The 24,949-nt window shown below is 71.9% G+C and carries 24 protein-coding genes; 7 read left to right on the top strand and 17 right to left on the bottom strand.

Annotated elements, in window-relative coordinates; all coding sequences use genetic code 11:
• Position 1: 1 nt before the first annotated feature.
• From ACZ7EG_RS18735 to ACZ7EG_RS18670, 14 genes are all read right to left on the bottom strand, one after another.
• Entirely contained in the window at positions 2-643 is a 642-nt protein-coding gene (locus ACZ7EG_RS18735; RefSeq protein WP_471079526.1) for a phosphorylase family protein, read from the bottom strand.
• On the bottom strand, positions 643-2,700 hold the full coding sequence (shc, locus tag ACZ7EG_RS18730) for a squalene--hopene cyclase (protein ID WP_471079523.1): 2,058 nt from the start codon (positions 2,698-2,700) through the stop codon (positions 643-645). The genes ACZ7EG_RS18735 and shc overlap by 1 nt, the downstream gene beginning before the upstream one ends.
• Positions 2,701-2,823: 123 nt before the next feature.
• Positions 2,824-3,891, bottom strand: coding sequence for a polyprenyl synthetase family protein (locus tag ACZ7EG_RS18725; RefSeq protein ID WP_471079520.1), 1,068 nt, complete (start codon positions 3,889-3,891; stop codon positions 2,824-2,826).
• Between the two features lie 65 nt (positions 3,892-3,956).
• Positions 3,957-5,369: a hydroxysqualene dehydroxylase HpnE gene (hpnE, locus tag ACZ7EG_RS18720; protein ID WP_471079517.1), complete on the bottom strand. Its 1,413-nt coding sequence runs from the start codon at positions 5,367-5,369 to the stop codon at positions 3,957-3,959.
• A complete protein-coding gene (locus ACZ7EG_RS18715; RefSeq protein ID WP_471079514.1) occupies positions 5,366-5,500 on the bottom strand; it encodes a DUF6380 family protein in 135 nt (44 codons plus the stop codon). Before ACZ7EG_RS18715 ends, hpnE begins: the two co-directional genes overlap by 4 nt.
• The gene (gene hpnD, locus ACZ7EG_RS18710) at positions 5,497-6,447 is read right to left on the bottom strand and encodes a presqualene diphosphate synthase HpnD (RefSeq protein ID WP_471079510.1); all 951 of its coding nucleotides are present in this window, start codon (positions 6,445-6,447) and stop codon (positions 5,497-5,499) included. Before hpnD ends, ACZ7EG_RS18715 begins: the two co-directional genes overlap by 4 nt.
• Positions 6,444-7,346: a squalene synthase HpnC gene (hpnC, locus tag ACZ7EG_RS18705; protein WP_471079506.1), complete on the bottom strand. Its 903-nt coding sequence runs from the start codon at positions 7,344-7,346 to the stop codon at positions 6,444-6,446. The genes hpnD and hpnC overlap by 4 nt, the downstream gene beginning before the upstream one ends.
• 360 nt (positions 7,347-7,706) lie before the next feature.
• Positions 7,707-8,495: an ABC transporter ATP-binding protein gene (locus tag ACZ7EG_RS18700; protein WP_471079504.1), complete on the bottom strand. Its 789-nt coding sequence runs from the start codon at positions 8,493-8,495 to the stop codon at positions 7,707-7,709.
• Entirely contained in the window at positions 8,488-9,417 is a 930-nt protein-coding gene (locus ACZ7EG_RS18695) for an ABC transporter permease (protein ID WP_471079501.1), read from the bottom strand. The genes ACZ7EG_RS18700 and ACZ7EG_RS18695 overlap by 8 nt, the downstream gene beginning before the upstream one ends.
• A gap of 106 nt (positions 9,418-9,523) precedes the next feature.
• Positions 9,524-10,396, bottom strand: a complete 873-nt coding sequence (locus tag ACZ7EG_RS18690) for a glycosyltransferase family 2 protein (protein WP_471080391.1) — start codon at positions 10,394-10,396, stop codon at positions 9,524-9,526.
• Between the two features lie 5 nt (positions 10,397-10,401).
• Positions 10,402-11,181: a CDP-alcohol phosphatidyltransferase family protein gene (locus tag ACZ7EG_RS18685; RefSeq protein WP_471079498.1), complete on the bottom strand. Its 780-nt coding sequence runs from the start codon at positions 11,179-11,181 to the stop codon at positions 10,402-10,404.
• The gene (locus ACZ7EG_RS18680) at positions 11,159-12,220 is read right to left on the bottom strand and encodes an iron-containing alcohol dehydrogenase family protein (protein WP_471079495.1); all 1,062 of its coding nucleotides are present in this window, start codon (positions 12,218-12,220) and stop codon (positions 11,159-11,161) included. Before ACZ7EG_RS18680 ends, ACZ7EG_RS18685 begins: the two co-directional genes overlap by 23 nt.
• Entirely contained in the window at positions 12,208-12,960 is a 753-nt protein-coding gene (locus tag ACZ7EG_RS18675) for a phosphocholine cytidylyltransferase family protein (RefSeq protein ID WP_471079492.1), read from the bottom strand. Before ACZ7EG_RS18675 ends, ACZ7EG_RS18680 begins: the two co-directional genes overlap by 13 nt.
• Entirely contained in the window at positions 12,957-14,774 is a 1,818-nt protein-coding gene (locus ACZ7EG_RS18670) for a DUF5941 domain-containing protein (protein ID WP_471079489.1), read from the bottom strand. The genes ACZ7EG_RS18675 and ACZ7EG_RS18670 overlap by 4 nt, the downstream gene beginning before the upstream one ends.
• Positions 14,775-15,051: 277 nt before the next feature.
• On the opposite strand from ACZ7EG_RS18670, the gene galE reads away from it, so the two are divergent.
• The 3 genes from galE (at position 15,052) to idi (ending at position 18,028) form a co-directional block, all read left to right on the top strand.
• Positions 15,052-16,074: a UDP-glucose 4-epimerase GalE gene (gene galE / locus ACZ7EG_RS18665; RefSeq protein WP_471079486.1), complete on the top strand. Its 1,023-nt coding sequence runs from the start codon at positions 15,052-15,054 to the stop codon at positions 16,072-16,074.
• A 95-nt stretch (positions 16,075-16,169) separates the two neighbouring features.
• Positions 16,170-17,108, top strand: a complete 939-nt coding sequence (locus tag ACZ7EG_RS18660; RefSeq protein ID WP_471079483.1) for a cation diffusion facilitator family transporter — start codon at positions 16,170-16,172, stop codon at positions 17,106-17,108.
• A gap of 326 nt (positions 17,109-17,434) precedes the next feature.
• Positions 17,435-18,028 carry an isopentenyl-diphosphate Delta-isomerase gene (gene idi, locus ACZ7EG_RS18655; protein WP_471079480.1) on the top strand — a complete coding sequence of 198 codons (594 nt, stop codon included), beginning with the start codon at positions 17,435-17,437 and terminating at the stop codon, positions 18,026-18,028.
• Between the two features lie 23 nt (positions 18,029-18,051).
• Here idi and ACZ7EG_RS18650 read toward each other — a convergent pair whose 3' ends face one another.
• On the bottom strand, positions 18,052-18,558 hold the full coding sequence (locus ACZ7EG_RS18650) for an ATP-binding protein (protein ID WP_399766430.1): 507 nt from the start codon (positions 18,556-18,558) through the stop codon (positions 18,052-18,054).
• A gap of 218 nt (positions 18,559-18,776) precedes the next feature.
• Between ACZ7EG_RS18650 and ACZ7EG_RS18645 the strand changes: the two genes are divergently transcribed.
• On the top strand, positions 18,777-19,532 hold the full coding sequence (locus ACZ7EG_RS18645) for an enoyl-CoA hydratase/isomerase family protein (RefSeq protein ID WP_471079478.1): 756 nt from the start codon (positions 18,777-18,779) through the stop codon (positions 19,530-19,532).
• Here ACZ7EG_RS18645 and ACZ7EG_RS18640 read toward each other — a convergent pair.
• Together ACZ7EG_RS18640 and ACZ7EG_RS18635 are read right to left on the bottom strand one after the other, a co-directional pair.
• A complete protein-coding gene (locus ACZ7EG_RS18640; protein WP_471079476.1) occupies positions 19,519-20,154 on the bottom strand; it encodes a DJ-1/PfpI family protein in 636 nt (211 codons plus the stop codon). The two genes, ACZ7EG_RS18645 and ACZ7EG_RS18640, sit on opposite strands and share 14 nt — an antisense overlap.
• A 33-nt stretch (positions 20,155-20,187) precedes the next feature.
• The gene (locus ACZ7EG_RS18635) at positions 20,188-21,147 is read right to left on the bottom strand and encodes a GlxA family transcriptional regulator (protein WP_471079473.1); all 960 of its coding nucleotides are present in this window, start codon (positions 21,145-21,147) and stop codon (positions 20,188-20,190) included.
• Between the two features lie 114 nt (positions 21,148-21,261).
• On the opposite strand from ACZ7EG_RS18635, the gene ACZ7EG_RS18630 reads away from it, so the two are divergent.
• From ACZ7EG_RS18630 to ACZ7EG_RS18620, 3 genes are all read left to right on the top strand, one after another.
• A complete protein-coding gene (locus tag ACZ7EG_RS18630) occupies positions 21,262-22,137 on the top strand; it encodes an SCO6745 family protein (RefSeq protein ID WP_471079470.1) in 876 nt (291 codons plus the stop codon).
• 67 nt (positions 22,138-22,204) lie between these two features.
• Positions 22,205-22,330, top strand: coding sequence for an LPFR motif small protein (locus tag ACZ7EG_RS18625; RefSeq protein ID WP_267889763.1), 126 nt, complete (start codon positions 22,205-22,207; stop codon positions 22,328-22,330).
• Positions 22,331-22,429: 99 nt separating this feature from the next.
• The gene (locus ACZ7EG_RS18620; protein ID WP_471079467.1) at positions 22,430-24,832 is read left to right on the top strand and encodes a Tex family protein; all 2,403 of its coding nucleotides are present in this window, start codon (positions 22,430-22,432) and stop codon (positions 24,830-24,832) included.
• Positions 24,833-24,949: the final 117 nt, after the last annotated feature.

Below are 24,949 nucleotides of genomic sequence, written 5' to 3'. Positions count from 1 at the left end.
CTCACCTCCTGGGGAGCAGCAAGGAACGGTGCCATTCGAAGAAAGCGGGAAGCACGGAGCGAAGGACACGGAAAGCTGATATTCCACCGCGCACCGTGCCGATCCGGACGAGTTCATGTTCAGGAGCGTCCACGACCACCCGGACGGCCGCAACCGGGCGCTCCCCCGCGCGCACGGCGCTCAGGAGCGTGACGGCGGACTCCATGTCGACCGCGATCGCGCCCGTCGCGCGCAGAGCGGACCGTTCGGGGCCACGCACGACGTGGTCGGAGCCGGTCAGCGGCCCGGTGTGCACGGTCCGCCCGGGCAGCGTCCGCGTCAGCTCTTCGACCAGCAGCTCGGTCCCGACACAGGCGGTCGTGCCGCGCGGGTCGCGGGTCTCCTCGGCGACGACCAGATCGCCGGGGTGCATACCGGGGGCGAGGCCCGCACAGAACCCGGTGGCGAGTACGGCGGCGTCGCGCAGCGCCGGGTCGGCCAGCATGCGGGTGACGGCCCGCTCGGCGGCCGCCGGCCCCATACCCGTCCGCAGCACCGTGACCGGGCCGCCGGCCCCGCCCCGGCCGCCCGCGCGCAGGGCGAACTGCTCGATGCCGAGCGCGCAGGCGATCAGCAGCGGGACCGGGGCGGGCTGTGCGCTCATCAGCTCCCCTTGGCCTCGGCGAGCGGCGTGCCGGCCCCGCTGCTTCGGTGTTCCTCGGCCTGACCGCTCCCCGGGAGTCCGTCGGCGAAGGGCTCTCCGTGCAGATAGCGACCGAGCGCGGTGAGCGGGAAGACCTGCCGGTAGAGGTGGTAGTTGATCGAGAAGTCCCACGGGAAGCCCGTCCCCGTGAAGTACGGCTCGTCCCAGGAGCCGTCCTCCCGCTGCGTGGCGGCGAGCCACTCGACGCCCCGTTCGACGGCCTTGGAGTCGCGCTCCCCCGCCGCGAGCAGGGCCATCAGCGCCCATGCCGTCTGCGAGGCGGTCGAGGCGCCCTTGCCGCTCCACTCCCTGACGTATTTGTAGGAGCGCAGGTCCTCGCCCCAGCCGCCGTCGTCGTTCTGGACGGACTCCAGCCAGGCCACGGCCCGTCGGATCGCCGGGTGCGCGGCGGGGATACCGGCGGCGGTCAGTGCGGGCACGACGGACCCGGTGCCGTAGACGTAGTTGACGCCCCAGCGCCCGAACCACGAGCCGTCCGGTTCCTGCTCGGCGAGCAGCCATTCGATGCCGCGCCGGGTGCGCGGGTCGTGGGCGAGGCCCTCCACCGCGAGCATCTCCACGACGTGCGCGGTGACGTCGGCGGAGGGCGGGTCGATGACCTCGCCGAAGTCGCAGAACGGCAGCCGGTTCGGGAAGGGGCTGGTGTTGTCGACGTCGAACGCGGCCCAGGCCCCGTTCTTCGACTGCATGCCGAGCGTCCAGCGCATGCCGCGCACGACGGCCCGGTCCAGCCGCTCCGGGTCGTGGTGGGTGATCCGGCGCAGTGCGAGGATCACCTCGGCGGTGTCGTCGATGTCGGGGTAGTTGTCGTTGTGGAACTCGAACGCCCAGCCGCCGGGCCGCAGTCGGGGCCGCTTCACGGACCAGTCACCGGGCCGGACGATCTCCTCGCCCAGCATCCAGTCGGCCGCCTTCACCAACTGCGGGTGGTCGGAGGGAAGTCCGGCGTCGACGAGGGCGATGGCGGCCAGGCAGGTGTCCCACACGGGTGACTGACAGGCCTCGATCATCCTGGCCCCGTCCTCGCGCCACACGGCGAACCGGTCCAGGGACGCCAGCCCCTCACGCATCACGGGGTGTTCGAGGTCGTAGCCGAGCAGGTGCAGGGCGATGATCGAGTACACGGCCGGGGGCTGGATGCCGCCCCAGCAGCCGTCGTTCTCCTGCCGCTCGATGATCCAGCGGGCGGCGCTGTTCATGGCGGCTCTGCGCAGTCTGCGCGGGGCGACCTTCCGCAGGGCGTGCAGGCCCTTGTCGGCCCGCTGGAAGAAGCCGTCCCAACTGAACGCCGGAGCGAGGGGCTTGGGCGGGTTCGGCCGGTCCGGGTCGGTGTGGAGCTCGTCGAGCGGGAAGGGTGCGGGGCGTACCGGCCGCTTCGCCGAGACGATCGTCAGCGGGACGATGGTCTGTCGCGCCCAGCAGCCGAAGTCGTAGATGTTGAGCGGCACCCACTTCGGGAAGAAGACGAGCTCCGGCGGGAGTTCGGGCAGGTCCTCCCACTTCCACCAGCCGAACAGGGCCAGCCAGATCCTGGTGAAGACCCGGGCGGCGGCGATGCCGCCCTGCGCGCGGATCCAGGCGGAGGCCTTCGCCATGTGCGGGGCGTCGGGCGCGTCACCGGCCAGGCGGAGGGCGACGTACGCCTCGATGGTGGCGGACAGTTCGCCCGGTCCGCCGTAGAAGGTGGCCCAGGTGCCGTCCTCGCCCTGCTCGCCGCGGATGAAGAGGGCGGCGGCCTGCGTGGTCTTCTCGTCGCGGATGCCCAGGAACTGACGGAGCAGCAGGTCCTCGGCGTCCATCGTGACGTTGGTCTCGAGGTCGCCCTTCCACCAGCCCTCGGCGTCCTGCAGGGAGAGCAGGAAGCCGGTGGCACGCCGGGCGGCGCGTGCGGCGGCTTCCGGTACCCCGGCCGCCCCGGGGGTGTGCGTGTCGGTGTCGCTGGCCGCGGCGGCGCGGGGTGGCAGGGCCCCGGTGCTTCCGTCGGTCGTCGCTGTCATGGCTTCCCCTTCGTGCAGTGGTGCAAGGTGTGCAGCTGCTGTGGGTCCGCCGTCGGCCGGTGCTCCGTGATCACTCACGGGCACCGGCCGGCGACTACGCGAGGGCTATTCGGCCGATAGTGATCATCTCTTTCGTACGACGACGAAGTCCGCGAGGGCCGTGAACTGTGCCCGCACCCGGTCGGGCATGTCGACGGCGTCGAGGGCTTCGATGGCGATGGTGTGCTGACGGCGTGCCTCGTCGGCGGTCCACTCGCGACCGCCGGCCTCCTCGATGAGGGCGGCGCGGGCCGCGAACTCCTCCTCGGAGAAGTTCTCGAAATCGCTGGCCTTGGCGTCGGCGGCGAGGATCTCACCGAGCCGCTCCGAGGCGGAGCCGCCCGCCGCGAGCGCGGCCACGACCGGAAGGGACTTCTTGCGCTGACGCAGGTCGCTCCAGGTCTGCTTGCCGGTGGAGACCGGGTCGCCCCAGATGCCGAGCAGGTCGTCCACGGCCTGGAAGGCGAGGCCCAGGTGGTAGCCGTACTTCTCGAGGGTGTCGGCGGTCCGGTCGTCGGCACCGCCGAGGACCGCGCCGATGGAGCTGGCGCAGGCGAGCAGGGCACCGGTCTTGTTGCCCTCCATCTCCAGGCATTCCTCGACGCTGACGCGGTCGCGGTGCTCGTAGGAGATGTCCTGGGCCTGACCGTCGATCAACGCGCGGGTGGCGGTGGTCAGGCGGCGGGTGGCGCGGCCGGCCTCGACGGTGCCGAGTTCGAGGAGCACCTCGTTGGCCAGGGCGAACAGGGCGTCGCCGACCAGGATGGCCTGGGCGGGGCCGTGCACCTTCCACACCGTGTCGCGGTGACGGCGCTGCTCGTCGCCGTCCATGAGGTCGTCGTGGAGGAGGGAGAAGTTGTGGACGAGTTCCACGGCGACGGCGCCGGGGACACCGGTCTCGGGGGCGGCCGACATGACCTCGGCGGACAGCACCGCGAGGGCGGGGCGCACGGCCTTGCCGCCGTCCCCCTCCGCGGGCCTGCCCTGGGCGTCGATCCAGCCGAAGTGGTAGGCGGCAACAGTGTCCATGGGAGGTGCCAGGCGGTCGACGGCCGCCCGCAGTACCGGTGTGGCCAGGGTCCGGCCGCGCTCCAGCAGCGCGGTCACGTCCACCGCCTCGGCAGTCTTCGAGGCCGGGGGCACAGTGGGCACAGTCTCTCCTCTTGTTGCGGTACCGGGGGTGCGGGGGCCTCCCGCCGGGCCGGCCTGGGCCGGCATCACGCCGCCTCCTCGAAGTCGAAGAGGTGGCGAGGGCGGGGCCGGCCCAGGGCGACCAGCACGGCGTCCGCCGCGCTCACACCACTGCGGACCGCACTCTCCATGGTCGCGGGCCACCCTGTGGCGGTCCACGCTCCGGCCAGGTAGAGGCCGGATGCCTTGGTGCGGGCGCCGGGCCTGAGGCGCCCGACGCCGGGGGTGGGAGCGAACGTCGCGGTGCGCTCCCGGGTGACGAAGAAGTCCTTCACGTGGGCGCCGCGGGTCAGCGGCAGCAGCCGCTCCAGCTCGGGCAGGTACCGCTCGCGCAGCACGGCCACGGGTTCGTCGATCTCGTCCTGGGCTGCCGACTGGGACACGGCGAGGTACTGGCCCTGGCGCAGCCCGGACGCCTCGGTCCGGTCGAAGACCCACTGCACGGGGCTGCCGAGGGCGGTGAAGAAGGCCCGGCCGAGGACCTTGCGGTCGTAGACCACGTGGACGTTGAGAATGGGCGCGGTGCCGATCTCCAGGAGCCGTCCGGGCGCGTCCAGGGCGCCCGCGGGCAGCAGGTCGTGCGCCTCACGCTGCGGTACGGCGAGGACGACGGCGTCGGCCTCCAGCGTCTCGCCGGGGACCTCGACGCTCCACTGCCCGTTCCCGTAGGCGGAGACGGAGGTGACGCGGGTACGGACCTCGGTGCGCACGCCCGCGGAGTCGAGCGCCTTGCGGGCGAGCCGGTCGTGCAGGTCGCCCAGCGGCACCCGCGCCCAGCCGATGTCGGCCGCGCCCGGGTCGGACAGCAGACCGGTCTTGAACACCATCGCGGCCAGCGCCAGCGAGGCGTCGGAAGCGACCGCGTTGAGGGTGGCGACCCCGACCAGGTCCCACAGGGCCTCCACAGCACGCGCCGACTGGCCGTGCGCGGCCAGCCAGCTGCCGAAGTCCTGGGTGTCCAGCGCCGGGTCGGTGAGGTCGAGTCCCTTGAGCGCGAGCGCGGCCCGGCCCACCTTGGCGCGGTCGGCGAGCGACAGGTGCGGATAGGCGGCGAGGCTGCGCCCCAGGTGCAGCGGCACGGGCAGGGCGTCCCGCCGCAGCCGGCCGAGCCGCCGCCCCTCGGGCCGGGCGAGGTCCAGGACGGGAACGTCGAGCCGGTCCTGCAGCGGGGCCAGCGGCGCGCCCTCGATGCGGTCGAGGAACCAGCGGTAGGCGGTGCAGCAACGCAGGTAGACGTGCTGGCCGTTGTCGACGATGAGATCGCCGCGCCGGAAGGAGAAGGCGAGCCCGCCGAGCCGCGGCCTGCCCTCCAGCAGCGTGACGCGCACCCCGGCGTCGGCGAGCGCGAGCGCCGTGGTGACACCGGCGAGCCCGCCGCCCACCACGACGGCGTGCCGCCCCTGTGCGACCGGGCCCCCGGACCGTGTGTCATGGGTCATTGCGCACCCTCCCCCGCGGCCGGGGCGTGCTGCTCGAACGGTTCACGACCGGCCGTCTCCGTCAGGGACGCGGTCCCGGGCCGGAGGGTTGCCCGCCGCTTTCCGCCGACGGCGGCGTCGGTGTCGCTCACGCACGCCTCCTGACGGTCCGCCGGGTCACGTGCCGGGCGTCGAGACCGGACAGGCCGCGCACGGCGACGTACGCCTTCTCCCGGCCGGGCAGGGAGACCCGGCCGCGCAGCACGGCCTGCGGGTCGCGCTCGATGCGGTCGAGGAGGCGGCGGTAGATGCCGGCCATGGCGGCGACGCAGGCGCCGCTGCGCCGGTCGAGCATGGGGAGCAGACGGTAGCCCTCGGCGAACAGAGCGCGGGCCCGTCGCACTTCGAAGTGCACGAGGCCCGCGAAGTCGGAGCCCTCCGGTGGCCGCGGCCCGCTGAAGCCGGCCGAACAGCCGAACTTGGCGAGATCGTCGGCGGGCAGGTACGTCCGCCCGCCCACGGCGTCCTCGCGGACGTCTCTGAGGATGTTGGTGAGCTGGAGCGCGAGGCCGAGTGTGTCGGCATACTCCGGCGCGCGGTCCACTCCGCGCGCCCCCGGTTCCGTGCCGAACACGCCGAGCGAGAGACGCCCGATCGCGCCCGCGACGCAGCGGCAGTAGACCTTCAGGTCGTCCCAGGTCTCGTACGTCTCGCCGCGGACGTCCATCAGGACGCCGTCGATGAGCTCGTCCAGGCCGCCGAGCGGGATCGGGAAGGCCCCGGCGGCGTGCGAGAGGGCGACCGCGACCGGGTCGGTGTCGTCCTCGTCGACCCCGTCCTCGCGGATCCGGGTCAGCAGCGTCCGGGTCTCCTCCAGCCTGGCCACCTTGACGTCGTCGGCGAGCGCGCCGTCGCCGATGTCGTCGACCCGCCGCGAGAACGCGTAGAGCGCCGACATCGCCCGGCGCTGAGGCGTCGGCAGCAGCCGGATGCCGTAGGCGAAGTTACGGGCCTGCCGCCCGGTGACGGCCTCGCAGTAGCTGTAGGCGGCGAGTACCGGCGGGGACGTGTGTGGTTCCGACTCCACGGTCCGGATCACCCCTCTCCTCGCAGAGTCACGCCCACCTCACGCAGCAACCGGACCTTGCCGGGCTTGGGCGGGCCGGGAAGTACGTCGTATTCGGCGGCGGCGATCGCGTGGAGCGCCGCCCTTCCCCCCGCCACGAACCCTGCGAGCAGCAGCTTCAGCCTGCCGTGGACGCTACCCACCAGGGGGGCGCCTTCATTCAACAGTTCCCGGGCCCTTTGCGCTTCGTACGCAATCAACGCACGGACCGACGCACCGGCGGATTCGGTGGAGAGATCCGCTTGCTGGACGTGGAAGCGTTTCATGTCGGCCGCAGGCAGGTAGACCCGGTCGCGGGCGAGGTCCTCGGCGACGTCCTGGAGGTGCTCGACGATCTGGAGGGCCGTGCAGATCATATCGGAGCGGCGGATCCGCTCGGGAGTCGAGGTGCCGGTGACGGAGAGGACGAGACGGCCGACGGGGTTGGCGGACAGCTCGCAGTAGGCGAGCAGGTCGTCGTAGGTCTCGTAGCGGCCGACCAGCTGGTCCTGGCGGTTGGCGGCGATCAGGCCGAGGAACGGCCCCAGGGTGAGGGAGCAGCGGCGCACGGTCGGCTGGAGGCGGCGCAGCAGGGGGTGACGCGGCGTCGAGTCGAAGACCCTGCGCAGGTCGGCCTCGAAGGCATCGAGCAGCACCAGCCGGTCCTCGGCTTCCTGGGGGGAGACGCCGAGCAGCCGGGCGTCGGCGCCGCCGGGGGCGAGGTCGCCGTCGCCGATGTCGTCGACCAGACGGGCGAAGCCGTAGACGGCCATGAGGTCGGTGCGCCAGGCCCGGGGCAGGAAGAAGGGGGCCACCGGGAAGTTCTCGCCGGCGGCCTTGTCGAGCGTGCCGCGCTCCGGATCGAGGGAGCGCGCCGTGCCGGTTCCCGTCACCGCCGGCTGCCCGGCGCGGGGACGGCACGTGCTGCGTGGAGCTGGGGAGTTTCCGTAGCCATCGCCGTCACATCTCCCGTTCTACACTGCCGACCCAATACACACTATTTCGGACACGCCGCCCCGCCGTCCGCACGGCGGCCCGACGGGCGGTGTCGCGCATTATCACCCTGATTGCCGCGTTTCGGGACCGGTACAGCTTACGTTGTACAACGTGACACGGTTCGTCAGGGTGTCTGGCACATCACGAGAACACACCGATTGGCCCCAAGGTTCCTGAGATGGGCCGGAGTTGACGTTTCCTTTGCAGACGCGGGGCCCCGCCGGAACAGTTCCGTCGGGGCCCTGTCCGAAAGCGGGCTACTTGCCCGTGAACTTCTCGTACTCCTTGAGCACCTCGTCGGTGGGGCCGTCCATGCGCAGCTCGCCGCGTTCCAGCCACAGGACGCGGTTGCAGGTGTCGCGGATGGACTTGTTGTTGTGGCTGACCAGAAACACCGTGCCGGCTTCCTTGCGCAGCTCCCGGATGCGGTCCTCGGAGCGCTTCTGGAACTTGCGGTCGCCGGTCGCCAGGGCCTCGTCGATCATGAGGACGTCGTGGTCCTTGGCCGCCGCGATGGAGAAGCGGAGCCGGGCCGCCATGCCGGAGGAGTAGGTGCGCATGGGCAGGGTGATGAAGTCGCCCTTCTCGTTGATGCCGGAGAAGTCGACGATGTCCTGGTAGCGCTCCTTGATCTGCTCACGGGACATGCCCATGGCGAGACCGCCCAATATGACGTTGCGTTCGCCGGTGAGGTCGTTCATCAGGGCCGCGTTGACGCCCAGCAGCGAGGGCTGGCCGTCGGTGTAGACCTTGCCCTGCTCGGCGGGGAGCAGTCCGGCGATAGCCCGCAGCAGGGTCGACTTGCCGGAACCGTTGGAGCCGATCAGGCCGACGGCCTCGCCGCGGTAGGCGACGAAGGAGACGCCGCGCACGGCGTGCACCTTGCGCACACCGCGCTCCGCGTCGTCGGAGCCCCTCTTGAGTATGCGGCTGAGGGCGGCGGTGGCGCTGCCCTTGCCGGACTTGGCACCGTTGACGCGGTAGACGATGTGCAGATCGTCCGCGATGACGGTGGGGATCCGCGCGTCCTGGTTCTGCTCAGCCACGGCCGTACCTCTCCTCCGCCTTCCAGAAGTACACGAAACCACCGAGGGCGAACAGCACGGCCCAGCCGCCCGCGGCCGCCCACACGTGGTCGGGCAGGTACTGGGAGCCGTAGTCGTCGATCAGCGCGAAGCGCATCAGGTCCATGTAGATCGCGGCGGGGTTCCACTGCAGGACGTTCGCGATCCACGCCGGCTTGTCGGCGAGGAAGATCGGGATGGAGAACATCACCCCGGACGCGTACATCCACGTCCGCATCACGAACGGCATCAGCTGCGCGAGGTCGGGGGTCTTGGCCCCGGCCCGGGCCATGATCAGCGCGAGACCGGTGTTGAAGCAGAACTGAAGGACCAGCACCGGCACGATCAGCAGCCAGGACAGATCCGGGTAGTGACCGAAGCCGACCGCGATGGCGAACAGCACGATCATCGAGAACAGCAGCTGCTGGAGCTGCTGCAGCGCGAAGGAGATCGGCAGCGAGGCCCGCGGGAAGTGCAGGGCGCGCACCAGGCCGAGGTTGCCGGAGATCGCGCGCACGCCCGCCATCACCGAGCTCTGCGTGAAGGTGAACACGAACACGCCCGTGACGAGGAACGGGATGTACACCTCGCGGGACATGCCCCGGTCGGCCTCCAGCAGCAGGCCGAAGATGAAGAAGTACACGGCCGCGTTCAGCAGCGGCGTGGCCACCTGCCACAGCTGGCCGAGCTTGGCCTGGCTGTACTGGGCGGTCAGCTTCGCCCGGGAGAAGGCGAGGATGAAGTGCCGCCGGTCCCAGAGCTGACGGACGTACTCGATGAGGGACGGACGGGCGCCGCTCACGGTCAGCCCGTGCTTGGCGGCGAGTTCCCCCGCCGTGAGGCCCTCGTCGGGCGCCGCGGGCGCGCTCACCGCGACCGTGGCGTCGTGCGTTGTCTCACTCACTAGTGGAAACTTTCGTCTTCGAGATGCTCGGCCTGTGCCGGCCTGGCATGAACCGGGGCCAGGGTACGGCCCGGGGGCTCCCGGGCCGTACCCGGATACGAGCTTGTCAGATGACGGGAGGCCGGCCCAGCCGGGTCAGCCGCCACACCGTACGCCACTTCATGGGCCGGCGGGGCCCGCACGAGCTGGTCCAGCCCTCGCGGAATCCGCCGAACCAGGCCCGCAGCGCACTGCGGGAGGGACGGCGCAGGAGAGTGAGCAGCAGCCACACGCCGAGGTAGACCGGGACGAGCGGCGCGGGGAGGTTGCGGCGGGCCAGCCAGACGCGGTTGCGGGCGACCATGCGGTGGTAGACCGCGTGCCGCGAGGGTGCGGTCGTCGGGTGGTACAGCACCATGTCGGACCGGTAGTCGATCATCCAGCCCGCGTCGAGGGCCCGCCATGCCAGGTCGGTTTCCTCGTGGGCGTAGAAGAACTCGTCCGGGAGTCCGCCGACGTCGGCGAAGACGCGGGTGCGCACGGCATTGGCGCCGCCGAGGAAGGTGGTCACGCGCGAGGAGCGCATCGGGTCGGCGGCGCGCAGCCGGGGGACGTGGCGGCGCTGGGTGGCGCCGGTCTCGGGGTCGGCTATGCGAAAACTCACGATGCCGAGCTTCGGGTCGGCCTCGAACGCCTTGCGGCACAGTTCGGCGGTGTCGTGGCTCGCGAGCAGTCCGTCGTCGTCGAGGAACAGCAGGACGTCGACGTCCCGGCCGGAGGGGCCGAAGGCCTCGATGCCGACGTTGCGGCCACCGGGGATGCCGAGGTTCTCGGGCAGCTCGATGGTGCGGACGCCTTCGGGGACGTCGGGGACGGGCGAGCCGTTGCCGACGACGACCACCTCGACCGGGTCGCCGTCCTGCTTGGCGACGGAGTCGAGCAGGGCGCGCAGCTCCTCGGGCCGGTTGCCCATGGTGATGATGACGGCGCCGACCTTCATGCCGCTCACTTCAGCCTGCTCGAGGCGAGGATGGACACGAGGTGCAGCAGGGTCTGCAGCAGCGCGATGCCGGCCAGCACCGCGACGCCGAGCCGGGAGAAGAACAGGTCGCCGCGGACCTGGTCGACGATCGCCAGCACGAGGATCAGCAGGGACGCCTCGATGCCGAGGATCAGCCGGTGGAAGTTCAGGGCGGCGGCGGCCTTGCGGGCCAGCGCCATGCCGGAGGAGCGCATCTCGGCGGCGGCCTCCTTCACCGGGGGCTTGCCGGCCTGGTGCCGGGCGACGCCGACGAGGTCGGTCTCGGCCTTGATCAGGATGGCGCCGAGGGCGGCCAGGGTGCCGAGGAAGGCCCACAGCCAGTCGATGCGGCCACTGCCCCACAGGTCGGCGGCGCGCAGGCCGAAGCCGACGAGCACGGCGGCGTCGGTCAGATAGGCGCCGACGCGGTCCAGGTAGACCCCGTTGAGCGAGTACTGCTTCTTCCAGCGCGCGATCTCGCCGTCGACGCAGTCCAGCAGCAGATACATCTGGACGCACACCACACCGAGCACGGCGCCCGCGATCCCCGGCACGAGCAGTGCCGGGGCCGCGAGCACTCCGAAGACGGTCATCAGGTACGTGAGCTGGTTGGGTGTGACCCTGGTGTTCACCAGGTAGCGGTCGACCCGCAGGGACACCTCACGCATGTAGAGGCGTCCCATCCAGTGCTCACCGCTGCGCCGGTCCTTCACCCCTGCGGGGTGAACGACGGGGCGTAGTTCAGCTACCGATGGCCTTGACATAGTCGGCGTAGATGTCCTTGATCTGTTCGGTGTTCAGGTCGAGGTGTTCGAGGATGGTGTAGCGGCCGGGCCGGGTCTCCGGGGCGAACTCGACGGCCTTGACGAACTCGTCCGTCGAGAAGCCGATCTCGTCCGGCAGTACGGGCAGGCCGTGGCGGCGCAGGACCTCGGCCATGTACGCCGATTCCTCGTGCGCCCCGCGCAGCCACATGGCGAAGGCCGCGCCGAGCCCGCACTGCTCGCCGTGGGAAGCGGCGCGTTTGGGGAACAGCAGGTCGAAGGCGTGGTTGATCTCGTGGCACGACCCTGAGGCCGGCCGCGAGTCGCCCGAGATCGACATCGCGACGCCGGTGAGGACGAGCGCCTCGGCGAGTACCTGGAGGAAGCCGTTGTCGCCGATCCCGGCCGGGTGCCGGAGCACCGCCTCGCCTGCCTGGCGGGCCATGGCGGCGGCGAGTCCGTCGATCTTCTCGCCCTTGACGCGGCCCGCCAGTTCCCAGTCGGCGATCGCGTTGATGTTGGAGATCGCGTCACCGATGCCGGCGCGCACGAATCGCACCGGGGCCTCGCGGATGACGTCCAGGTCGATGACGACCGCGATCGGGTTCGGCACACCGTAGGAGCCGCGGCCCGCGTCGTTGTCGAGGGTGGCGACCGGCGAGCACAGGCCGTCGTGCGCGAGGTTCGTCGGCACGGCGACCAGAGGCAGGCCGACGCGTGCCGCGGCGAACTTGGCGCAGTCGATGATCTTGCCGCCGCCGAGGCCGACGACCGCGTCGAAGTGGCCGGCCTTTATGTCACCGGCCAGCCGGACCGCGTCGTCGAGGGTGCCGCCGCCGACCTCGTACCAGGTGGCGCCCGGCATGCTCGGCGAGATGCGCTCACGCAGCTTGGCGCCGGAGCCGCCGCTGACGGCGACGGCCAGGCGGCCGGAGTGCGAGATGCGCTCGTCGGCGAGGACGCACGCCAGGTCGTCGAGGGCACCCGGGCGGATGTCGACGACGAGCGGGGAGGGGATGAGCCGGGTCAGTACTGGCACGCGATCTCCCGTCCCCGGGCGAGATCGTCGTGGTTGTCGATCTCCACCCATCTGACGTCGCCGATCGGCGCCACGTCGATACGGAAGCCGCGGTTGACCAGCTCCTGGTAGCCGTGCTCGTAGAACTGCTGCGGGTCGGTCTCCCACACGGCCTTGAGCGCGTCGGCCAGCTCGGGGGCGGCGTCGCCCTCGATGAGGGTGACGCCGATGTACTCGCCGGTGGCCTCGGCGGGGTCCATCAGCTTGGTGATCTTCGTCATGCCCTTGGCGGGGTCGACGACGACCTTCATCTCCTCGTCCGCGAGCTGCTTGACCGTGTCGAGGGCGAGGATGATCTTCTTGCCGTCGCCGCGGGCGGCGAGCAGCGTCTTCTCGACGGAGACCGGGTGGACGGTGTCGCCGTTGGCGAGGATCACCCCGTCCTTGAGGGCGTCACGCCCGCACCACAGGGAGTAGGCGTTGTTCCACTCCTCGGCCTTGTCGTTGTCGATGAGGGTGAGCTTGAGGCCGTACTTCTGCTCCAGGGCTTCCTTGCGCGCGTACACGGCCTCCTTGCGGTAGCCGACGATGATCGCGACCTCGGTGAGACCGATCTCGGCGAAGTTGCCGAGGGTCAGGTCGAGGACCGTGGGTTCGCCTTCTATGCCCTCGGGGCCCACCGGCACCAGCGCCTTGGGGAGGCTGTCGGTGTAGGGGCGCAGACGCCGGCCGGCGCCGGCCGCGAGCACGAGGCCGATCATGCGGTTTCTCCTTCATCGTGTACGGCGGGTGCGCCGCCCTGGTGGGCGCCGACCCAGAAGCGGATGCTCTCGACGAGCACCACCAGGGCCACGGCCACGGCCAGTGCCGTGAGCGCGACCGTGAACTGCGAGGCGGTGAGCAGCGCGGCGAGGACGGTGACGAGCAGCGTCCGTCCTTCGTGCCCCCCGATGGAGCGCACCAGCCAGGCGGGAGGCGCTCCGGCGTCGCCGCGGATGCGGTAGACGGTGTCGTAGTGATGGTAGGCGACCGCGGCCACCAGCCCGAAGGCCGCGGGGAGGGCCCCGTTCACGTCCGCCTTGGCCGCCAGGACCAGGACGGTGCCGTACTCGGCGGCGCGGAAGATCGGGGGGACCAGCCAGTCGAGGGCGCCCTTGAGGGGGCGGGCGACGGCGAGGCCCGAGGTCAGGGCGTAGCCGAGGGCCGCGACGACCGGCCAGGGGCCGCCGAAGTCCGTCAGCGCCGCGGTGAGGACGACGGCGAGAGCGCCGAGCAGGGCGACGGCCGGGACGGTGATGCCCGGCAGCTTGCGGGCGGGCTTCTTGAGCGCCTCGGCGAAGCCCTGTGCGAGGGGGCCGCTGTCGGCGAGGTCGGCCAGGGCGGCGGCCGCCCGGTCGGTCCGCCTGGCCTTGCGGGTCAGGGAGCGCAGCACCCGCCCGGCGGTGGTGTACGTCGCGGCGAAGGCGCAGCCGATGAGCAGCGCGTAGAAGGTGATGCGGGGCGTGGTGAGCGCCGTCAGCACCGCGATCATCGCCCAGCGCTCGCCGATGGGCAGGACGATCATGCGGCGGACCCAGACCGTCCAGCCGACGCTGTCGAGCTTGTCGGAGAGGGCGGCGGTGGGGCTGGTGTTGGCGGTGGCGTCGTGGTTGGCCTCGTTGAAGGAGAAGTCCACGACGTGCCGGCAGGTCTGCAGGACCATGGCGCCGAGGGCCAGCGCCCAGACGTCGTCGCCGCCGCGGGCGGCTCCGAGCGCGAGGCCCGCGTAGTAGGCGTACTCCTTGGCCCGGTCGAAGGTGGCGTCCAGCCAGGCCCCGAGCGTGGAGTACTGCAGGGAGTAGCGGGCGAGCTGTCCGTCGGTGCAGTCCAGCACGAAGGACGCGATCAGCAGGACGCCGGCCGCGACGAAGCCGCCGCGGGTGCCGGTGGCCGCGCAGGCCGCCGCTATGAGGGCGGTGATCAGCGAGGCGGTGGTGACCTGGTTCGGGGTCAGGCCGCGGCGGGCGCACCAGCGGGCGATGTACCGGGAGTACGGGCTGATGCAGTAGGTGGTGAAGAAGCCGTCGCGGGACTTCACGGCCGACTTCAGGCGTACGGCCTCGTCGTCGACGTCCGTCACCGCCTGCCGGGCCTCGTTGCGGGCCTGCGGGTCGGCGGGGACGGCGGCGACGAGGCTGCCCAGCTCGGGGCGGTGCACGGCGGTGCCGTCGGCGTCGAGTGCGTCGAGGATGCGGTCGGCGAGGCTGCTGCCGACCAGCGTGGTGCCGCCGCCGGCGGAGTTCTCGCGGGCCATCGCCCGGGTCAGCGCCTGGCGGCCGGCGGGCTGTGCGGTGACGGCGCCGGGGATCGCGGCGAGCGGGAAGCGGGGGTCGGTGAGGCCGAGGCGCAGCGCGTGCACGTGGCCCACGAAGCGGGCGTCGACCAGGGCGACCCGTTCGTCGCCGGGCACCTCGGCGAGGAGGGTCTCGGCCTCGGCGGCGTCGGCCGCGGTCCGGAGGTCGAACCCGAGGGACCGCAGGTCGGCCTCGATCGACGATCCGGGGACCGGCTGGCCGGTGAGGATGGCGGTCGACAACCGAATTCACTCCCTGGGTGCCGACGCGTCCGCGCCGGTGACGTACATGATGGGGGCGCCTTCTCCGGTGGCTCCCGGGCGGCGTGTCGGCAGAGGCTATCGGATGCCGGGAGGGCCACGTTCACCGCCTGTTCGACGGATGGATCGACGCGGTTCGCACGAGCCTTTGCCGCGATCATCATCGTGGATCCGGGGCCCGGCCCACAAACCGCGCCCCCTATGCGGACATCGAGGACATTGCGGGAGCGGCCGCCGTGGCCGCATAGGGTGGGCGACCATGACGTGGCTGATCACCGGCGGTGCCGGCTATATCGGAGCACATGTGGCCAGGGCCATGACCGAGGCCGGGGAACGCGTTCTCGCCCTGGACGATCTGTCGGCCGGGGTGCCCGCGCGGCTCCCCGCCGAGGTCCCCCTCGTGCGGGGCTCCTCGCTGGACGGGGAACTGCTGAAGCGGATCCTGGCCGAGCACGGCGTGACGGGTGTGGTGCATCTCGCGGCGCGCAAGCAGGTCGCCGAGTCCGTCGCGCAGCCGACGCGCTACTACCGGGAGAACGTCGGCGGTCTGGTGACCCTGCTGGACGCGGTCGCCGAGGCCGGGATCGAGCGCTTCGTGTTCTCCTCGTCGGCCGCCGTGTACGGCGACCCGGGTGTGGACCTCATCACGGAGGACACCCCCTGCGCGCCGGTGAACCCGTACGGCGAGACCAAGCTGGCCGGGGAGTGGCTGGTGCGGGCGGCGGGAAGGGCGCACGGGATCTCCACCGTATGTCTGCGCTATTTCAACGTGGCGGGCGCCGCCGCGCCGGAGCTGGCGGACACGGGCGTCTTCAACATCGTCCCGATGGTCTTCGACCGGCTGACGCGCGACGAGGCGCCCCGGATCTTCGGCGACGACTACGCGACCCCGGACGGCACCTGCATCCGTGACTACATTCACGTCGCCGACCTCGCCGAGGCCCATCTGGCGGCGGCCCGGCGACTGGCCGGTGGCGGCGGCAAGGGTGATCTGACGGTCAACATCGGCCGCGGCGAGGGGGTCTCGGTCCGCGAACTCGTCACGGTCATCGGCGAGGTCACCGGCGACCGCCGGCCTCCGGTCGTCGAGGAGCGCCGCCCCGGAGACGCCCCCCGCGCGGTGGCCTCGGCCGCCCGGGCGGCCGCCGAGCTCGGCTGGACCGCCCGGCGAGGGGTGCGCGAGATGACCGAGTCGGCCTGGCGGGGCTGGCAGCTGCACCACGGCTCCCGACCCCCGCGGCGCCCTGACCTGCGCATCGTTTCCGCAGGTCAGGGCACATGACAACGGTGTTCAATGCCGCTTTGCACATACCCCCTCCCCGTAGTTCACTGGGGTCCCCGAGCACGATCAGGCGGATACCGGGAGGCTGACTTCTCATGGGGGCTGGGCACGATCACGGGCACGCGCACGGCGCGAGGGCCGGCGGTACGGCGACCTCGGCGTACCGCGGCAGACTGCGCGTCGCGCTGGCGATCACGCTCGGCATCGTGGTCGTGCAGATCGTCGGCGGTGCCCTGGCCGACTCCCTGGCGCTCGTCGCGGACTCCGCGCACATGGCGACGGACGCCCTGGGCCTCGGCATGGCGCTGCTCGCGATCCACTTCGCGAACCGGCCGCCGAGCGAGCGGGCCACCTTCGGCTACGCCCGGGCCGAGATCCTCGCCGCCCTGGCCAACTGTCTGCTGCTGCTCGGGGCCGGCGGGTACGTCGTGTACGAGTCGGTCCAGCGTTTCATCACGCCGGCGGAGACCGAGGGCCGGCTGGCGCTGCTGTTCGGTGCGATCGGCCTGGTGGCGAACCTCGTGTCGCTGTCGCTGCTCATGCGCGGGCAGAAGGAGAGCCTGAACGTGCGCGGCGCGTTCCTGGAGGTGGCGGCCGACGCCCTGGGCTCGGTCACGGTGATCGTCTCGTCCGTGGTGATCATGCTCACGGGCTGGCAGGCCGCCGACCCGATCGCCTCGCTCGTCATCGCGCTGATGATCGCGCCCCGGACGTGGAAGCTGCTGAGCGAGACGCTGTCCGTGCTGCTGGAGGCCGCCCCCAAGGGCGTCGACATGGCGGAGGTGCGGTCGCACATCCTCGCCACGGACGGTGTGGAGGACGTCCACGACCTGCACGCCTGGACGATCACCTCCGGTATGCCGGTGCTGTCGGCGCACGTCGTCGTCAGCTCGGAGGCCCTGAACGCGATAGGGCACGAGAAGATGCTCCACGAGCTCCAGGGCTGCCTCGGCGACCACTTCGACGTGGAGCACTGCACCTTCCAGCTGGAACCGAGCGGGCACGCGGAACACGAGGCACGGCTCTGCCACTGACGCGATGGTTCCGGAGGCGTGAGTCAGGCGGGGCAGGTGGAAGCAGATGGGGCGCACTTCGCTGCGTGTGCGCCGGAGAACGCACCCCTCCGCCCCGCGTCCGCGCCCTGAGCCCCACTCCCCCGGCCGGGACGAATTTCCGCCCGCCCGGCCGGGCACGATCATCACCGGGTCCCCTTTCCCGGCTTCCCGGCTTTCCCGGCGTCCGACCGGTGCCGGCCGTGGTCCGCGCCGCCGCGCGGGACATGCGGGCGTGCCGCGAAGTGCCGGGAGTGCCGGATTCGTACGGCAGACTTGGGGCGCGAAGACCGATGTGAAGGATGGGTATGCCGATCACACCTGCCACCGCGACGCACAACCCGTCGAACGGCACCGCAGACGCGATTTTGCTGGAACTGGTCGACGAGGACGGCGTGACGATCGGCACCGCGGAGAAGCTCGCCGCCCACCAGCCGCCCGGACAGCTGCACCGGGCGTTCTCGGTGTTCCTGTTCGACGAGTACGGCCGGTTGCTCCTCCAGCAGCGCGCGCTGGGCAAGTACCACTCCCCCGGGGTCTGGTCCAACACCTGCTGCGGCCACCCCTACCCCGGCGAGGCGCCCTTCGCGGCGGCGGCGCGGCGCACGTTCGAGGAGCTCGGCGCGTCCCCGTCCCTGCTGGCCGAGGCGGGCACGGTCCGCTACAACCACCCGGACCCGGAGTCCGGCCTGGTGGAGCAGGAGTACAACCACCTCTTCGTCGGCATGGTGCAGGCCGTGGTGCGGCCGGACCCGGAGGAGGTGGCGTCGACGGTGTTCGTGACCCCGCCGGAGCTGGCCGAGCGGCACGCCAAGGGCGCCTTCTCGTCCTGGTTCATGACCGTCCTGGACGCGGCCCGGCCGGCGATCAGGGAGCTGACGGGGCCGTCGGCCGGCTGGTGACACGGGCCCCGGTGGGACGGGGCTCAGGCGAAGCGTGCGGGTTTGAGCGGCAGGGCGGCCCAGATCACCTTGCCGCCGCTCGCGGTGTACTCGACCTCGCACACGCCGCCCGCCTCCCGGGTGATCTCGCGCACCAGGAGCAGTCCGCGCCCCCCGGTCCGGCCGTGGTCGGTCTCCAGGGCGGTGGGCCGGTACGGGTGGTTGTCCTCCACGGACACCCGGAGCCACTCGGCGCCGACGGCCAGCTCGACGGCGATCGTCGGTGACAGCACGGCCGCGTGCTTCACCGCGTTCGTCACCAGCTCCGAGACGATCAGCAGCAGCCCCTGGGCCAGGTCGTCCGAGACCGGCACCCCCTGACGCAGCAGCAGGTCCCGCACGGCGTGCCGTGCCTGGGGGACCGAGGCGTCGACCGCCGGTGCGGTGAACCTCCAGACCCCTTCGTACGGCAGCGGATCCGCGGGCCCCGGGCCGAGGGGCGCCGCGCCGCCCTCTGGGCGTGGGCCGAACCCGCGCCCGTCGTCGTCCATAGTCCGGTCGCCACCCTCGCGCTCGATTGTCGCCACACCCCGAGTGTTGGTAACGATGCGCCTCGCACCCCGGGACTGAACAGAAGTCAGCAGGTATCGAGCGCTTCTGACCGTTGGCGTATGACACGGTCAGTTGTGGGACTGGTCCTGTCCCTGTTGTGCCGTCTCGGCGAACTATTCGGGTTGTACGGGTTTGGCATCCGGATAGCATCCGGCGCATGGAGCCGCAGCTGCAGCACCGCGTGACCGACTCGGTCGCGACGGTCGTCATACGTCATCCCGAGAAGCGCAACGCCATGACGGCCGCGATGTGGCGCTCCCTTCCCACCCTGCTGGAGGAGCTGGCGGAGGACCCCGCCGTACGGGCGCTGGTGCTGACCGGTGAGGGCGGCACCTTCTGCGCCGGGGCCGACATCTCGACGCTGCGGGGCTCGCCCGAGGACGCCCAGGGGCTGGCCGTGCGGGCCGAGGAGGCACTGGCCGCGTTCCCGAAGCCGACGCTGGCCGCGATCCGGGGCCACTGCGTGGGCGGCGGGTCACAGCTGGCGGCGGCCTGTGATCTGCGGTTCGCCGAGGAGGGGGCGCTGTTCGGTGTGACGCCCGCGAAGCTCGGCATCGTGTATCCGGCGTCCTCGACCCGGCGGCTGGTGTCCCTGGTGGGTCCGGCCACCGCCAAGTACCTTCTGTTCTCCGGTGAGTTGATCGACGCGCAGCGGGCGCTGCGCACCGGGCTGGTGGACGAGGTGCTGCCGGAGGGCGAACTCGGCAAGCGGGTCGCCGAGTTCACCCGGATCCTGGCGTCCCGTTCACAGCTGACACAGGCGGCGGCCAAGGAGTTCGCGGACGGGCGTACGGGCCGCGACGAGTACTGGGCCGGGCAGGCGCGCGCGAGCGGCGACACCGCGGAGGGTGTCGCCGCGTTCCTGGAGCGCAGGCAGCCGCGGTTCGGCTGGGGTGTGCCTACGTCAGGGTGAGGTCGAGGTGCGACCGGAGCAGCTCGACGAGGTGCGCGGGGGCCTTCTCGGGTGAACCGGCGTCGTAGGGCGGCTGCGGGTCGTACTCGGCGGCGAGCTGGACGAGCTGCGCGTGGTCGTCGCCCGCGATCCGGCCGAGCAGGGTGAGTCCCATGTCGATGCCGGAGGAGACGCCGGCCGCGGTGACGTACTTGCCGTCGGTGACGACCCGCTCCCCCGTGGGTTCGGCGCCGTGGCGCTTCAGTTCCTCCAGGGCCAGCCAGTGGGACGTGGCGCGCCGGCCCCGCAGGAGTCCGGCGGCGGCGAGCAGCAGGGAGCCGGTGCACACGGACGTCGTCCAGGTGCTGGTGGCGTCGGCGGTGCGCAGCCAGGTGAGCAGGGGGCCGTCCGCCGCGAGGGGGAGCGGGCCCGGGCCGCCGGGGACCACGATGATGTCGGGGCGGGGTACGTCGGCCAGGGTGCGGTCGGCGGTGATCGCGAGGTTCCCCGAGTCGTTCCGCACGGGGCCGGACTCCTCGGCGACGAAGACGGTCTCCGCGTCCGGGAGCCGGCCGAGGGTCTCGTAGGGGCCGACGGCGTCGAGGGCGGTGAAGCGGTCGTAGAGGACGATGGCGATCTGCATGGAGTTCCTTCCGTCGGCGGATGTCGTGGGTGTTCAGGGCGTGGTCGCGGGGCGGAAGCGGCGGCGGTATTCGGCCGGGGGCGTTCCCAGCGTCCTGACGAAGGCTCGGCGCATGGCCTCGGGCGTGCCGTAGCCGCTGGTGCGGGCGATCTCCTCGACACCGCCGGCGGTGTCCTCCAGCAGGCGCCGGGCGTGTTCGAGGCGGACGCGGTCCACGTAGCGGCCCGGTGTCATGCCGGTCTCCGCGCGGAAGGCGCGGGCGAAGTGGCGGGGTGAGAGGCGGGCGCGGGCGGCGAGGGTGTCGACGCAGAGGTCCGCGTCCGGGTGGTCGGTGATCCAGCGCTGGACGTCCCGCAGGGGCTCGCGCTGTGCGGTCTGGGCCGCGAGCTGGGCGCTGAACTGGGCCTGGTTGCCGGGGCGGCGCAGGAACACCACCAGGTGGCGGGCGATGGTGAGGGCGGCGTCCCTGCCCAGGTCCTCCTCGACCAGGGCGAGGGCGAGATCGATGCCGGCGGTGACACCGGCCGAGGTGGCGATGTGCCCGTCGCGTACATAGACGGGGTCGGGGTCGATCTCGACGGCCGGGTGGGCGCGGGCGAGCCGGTCGCAGTAGGCCCAGTGGGTCGTGGCGCGGCGGCCGTCCAGAAGACCCGCCTCGGCGAGCACGGCGGCACCCGTGCACACCGAGACCAGGCGCTCGACGCGCGGTCCGCGCTCGCGCACCCAGCCGACCAGGCGCGGGTCCGGCCGCAGGCTGCCGGTGCCGCCGGGGACCAGGAGGATGTCCGGGTCGGGCGCGCAGGCCAGTGACTCGTCGGGGACGAGCGTCAGGCCGCTGGTGGTCCGCACGGGCGCCCCGTCGACAGAGGCCGTGCGGATCCGGTACGCGCCCGGGGAGAGCAGGTCCGCGCCGGCGAAGACCTCCAGGGGTCCGGTGACATCGAGACTCCGCAGGCCGTCGAAGAGGACGGCGAGAACCGTGCGGGGGGCCATGCCGTCGATTCTTCGCGGGGGCGCCGCATGGCCGCAAGGACGAGTACCCCACCTTTCCTGTCATGCGGCGCCTGCTCATGGAGCACATACCAAGCGGTTGGTAACCTGCCGGGCATGACGACTGCCGCTCTGGAGCCGCGCGCCGGCCGACGCTGCCACAACGTGCTCAACCCCCTGCACGCGACGCACTACTTCTCCCCCGACCTCGGGCGCGAGCTGGGCGCAGTCGGGGTCACCGATCCGCGTGCCGTGACCTTCGCCGTGCGGGCCGCCGCCTTCGGGCCGGTCGGGGCCGGGGCCGTGACGGCCGCCTTCTACAACTACAAGTACGAACTCGTGGCCCGGTACGTGCCGGCGGTGTGGGAGACCGCCACCCCGGGACAGGTCCTGGCCGCACGCACGCGTGCGGTCGACGCGACACTGCGCCGCCTGCTCGGCGAGGAGGCCCTGGCGTCGGCGGACATGGCCGAGGCCGCACGGCTCGCGCTGCGCGCCGCCGAGGCCTGCTCGCGCGAGGCGCGGCCGCTGTACTCGGCACACGCCGACCTCCCCTTCCCCGAGGAGCCGCATCTCGCCTACTGGCACGCGGCGACCCTGCTGCGCGAGCACCGCGGTGACGGGCACCTGGCCGCCCTGATGTCCGCGGGTCTCGACGGCCTGGAGGCGATGGTGACCCACACGGCGACGGGCAAGGGCATGGCCCCGAAGTGGGTGTGCGCCACCCGGGGCTGGAGCCGGGACGAATGGGACGCGGCGACGGACCGGCTGCGGGGGCGCGGACTGCTGGAGGCCTCCGGCGACCTCACCGAGCGGGGCGTGGCCCTGCGCCGGGAGATCGAGGAGGAGACGGACCGACTGGACCGCGCCCCGTACGAGCATCTCGGCCCGGAGGGAGTGGCCCGGCTGACCGAGCTGGGCGGGGTGTTCGCGCAGGCGGCCCTGGGGGCGGGGGCCTTCCCGGCGGATCTGATCGGCAAAGGTGACGCATAGTGACGCGTCTGCGAGGTACCCGCACTCCACCGGCCGGCGCGGCCGGGAGTGACGAAAGGGGAATTCCGTGTTCCGTGCTATCGCAGACGTGCTGCGCCAGATCGGCGGTGCCATCGCCACCGTCGTGACCCTGCCCTTCCGGGCACTGGCCCGGCTGTTCGGCGGGGCCTCGTCCTCCACCCGCAGGGCCTGATCCGGACCCCGACCTGCCGGGTGCCGCCCTGATCCCCATGTGCCGGTGCCACCTGCCACAATTGCCGCGCAACCTCAGCGGAGAAGGCGGTACGGGATCGTGACGACACCCGGGTCCAACGGGTCCATCAACGCAGTGTCCATCGAAGGCAGGATCGCCGAGGAGCTCGGCGTACGGGAGCGGCAGGTCAGGGCCGCCGTGGAACTGCTCGACGGCGGTTCTACGGTGCCCTTCATCGCCCGCTACCGCAAGGAAGCGACCGAGATGCTCGACGACGCGCAACTGCGCACCGTCGAGGAGCGACTGCGCTATCTGCGGGAGCTGGAGGAGCGGCGGGCGGCGATCCTGGAGTCGGTGCGCGAGCAGGGCAAGCTCACCGAGGAGCTGGAGGCGAGCATCCGGGGCGCCGAGACGAAGGCGCGCCTGGAGGACATCTATCTCCCGTACAAGCCCAAGCGGCGCACCAAGGCGCAGATCGCGCGCGAGGCCGGACTCGAGCCGCTGGCGGAGGGGCTTCTCGGCGATCCCGCCGTGGATCCCCTCGCCGCGGCCGCCGCGTTCGTCGACGCCGACAAGGGCGTGGCAGACCCCCAGGCAGCCCTCGACGGCGCCCGGGCGATCCTCACCGAGCGGTTCTCGGAGGACGCCGACCTGATCGGCGAACTGCGCGAGCGCATGTGGGTGCGCGGGCGGCTCGCCGCCAAGGTGCGGGAGGGCAAGGAGGAGGCGGGCGCGAAGTTCGCCGACTACTTCGACTTCGCCGAGCCGTTCACCGAGCTGCCCTCGCACCGCGTCCTCGCGATGCTGCGCGGGGAGAAGGAGGAGGTCCTCGACCTCGTCCTGGAGCCCGAGGAGCAGACGGACGGGCCCTCCTCGTACGAGGGCATCGTCGCCCACAAGTTCGGGATCGCCGACCGGGGCCGCCCCGGGGACAAGTGGCTGAAGGACACGGTCCGCTGGGCGTGGCGCACCCGCATCCTGGTCCATCTCGGCATCGACCTCCGGCTGCGGCTGCGCACGGCCGCCGAGGACGAGGCGGTGCGGGTCTTCGCCGCGAACCTGCGCGACCTGCTGCTCGCCGCCCCGGCGGGCACCCGCGCGACGCTCGGCCTCGACCCCGGTTTCCGTACGGGTGTGAAGGTCGCCGTCGTCGACGCCACCGGCAAGGTCGTCGCCACGGACGTCATCCACCCCCACGTCCCGGCCAACCGGTGGGACGAGGCCATCGCCAAGCTGGCCCGGCTCGCGAAGGAGCACGCGGTCGAGCTGGTCGCCATCGGCAACGGCACGGCGTCCCGCGAGACCGACAAGCTCGCCGGGGAACTGATCACCAGGCACCCTGAGCTGAACCTGACGAAGGTGATGGTGTCCGAGGCCGGCGCGTCCGTGTACTCGGCGTCCGCCTTCGCCTCGCAGGAGTTGCCCGACATGGACGTGTCGCTGCGCGGCGCCGTGTCGATCGCCCGCCGGCTCCAGGACCCGCTGGCCGAACTGGTGAAGATCGACCCGAAGTCGATCGGCGTCGGCCAGTACCAGCACGACCTGTCCGAGGTGAAGCTGTCGCGTTCGCTGGACGCGGTGGTGGAGGACTGTGTGAACGGCGTGGGCGTGGACGTCAACACGGCGTCGGCCCCGCTGCTCGCCCGGGTCTCCGGCATCACCTCCGGGCTCGCCGAGAACATCGTGGCGCACCGGGACCAGAACGGGCCCTTCAAGGCCCGCGGCGAACTGAAGAAGGTGGCGCGGCTCGGCCCGAAGGCGTACGAGCAGTGCGCGGGCTTCCTGCGGATCCGCGGCGGTGACGACCCGCTGGACGCGTCGAGCGTGCACCCGGAGGCGTACCCGGTGGTCCGGCGCATGGTGAAGACCGCCGGGCAGGAGGTCGCCTCGCTGGTCGGCAACACCGGCGTGCTGCGCTCGCTGAAGCCGCAGGACTTCGTGGACGAGAAGTTCGGTCTGCCCACCGTCACCGACATCCTGAAGGAGCTGGAGAAGCCCGGTCGCGACCCGCGCCCGGCCTTCAGGACGGCCGCCTTCAAGGAGGGCGTGGAGAAGATCTCCGACCTGTCCTCCGGGATGATCCTGGAGGGCGTCGTGACGAACGTCGCCGCGTTCGGGGCGTTCGTCGACGTCGGTGTCCACCAGGACGGCCTGGTGCACGTCTCCGCCATGTCGAAGACGTTCGTGAAGGACCCGCGGGACGTGGTGAAGCCCGGTGACATCGTCAAGGTGAAGGTGCTCGACGTCGACATCCCGCGCAAGCGGATCTCGCTGACGCTGCGTCTGGAGGACGAGGCGGCCCAGCAGGGACGGCAGGGCGGCGGCCCGGGTGAGCGCCGGCAGCGCGGCGGGCGTCCGCCGCAGCAGCGGCAGGGCGGGGGCCGTGGGGGCCAGGGCGGCGGCCGCGGGGGGCAGCGTCAGGCTCCGCCGCCGGCCAACAGTGCGATGGCCGACGCGTTGCGTCGGGCCGGTCTGGCCGATCCGAAGGACGGGCGTCGCTGACGGCTTCGCCGGAGCGCGATGCCCGTTCGTGTCGTGGGGAGCTGCGGGTCCGTCATGGCTGGTCACGCAGTTCCCCGTGCCCCTGAAAGGCGGGGCTTCGCCCCTCTTTCATGCCTG

The organism is Streptomyces sp. NPDC037100 (assembly GCF_055606225.1).
Note: the sequence above shows the minus strand (reverse complement) of the source record. Positions and strands in the feature narration are given on the sequence as shown.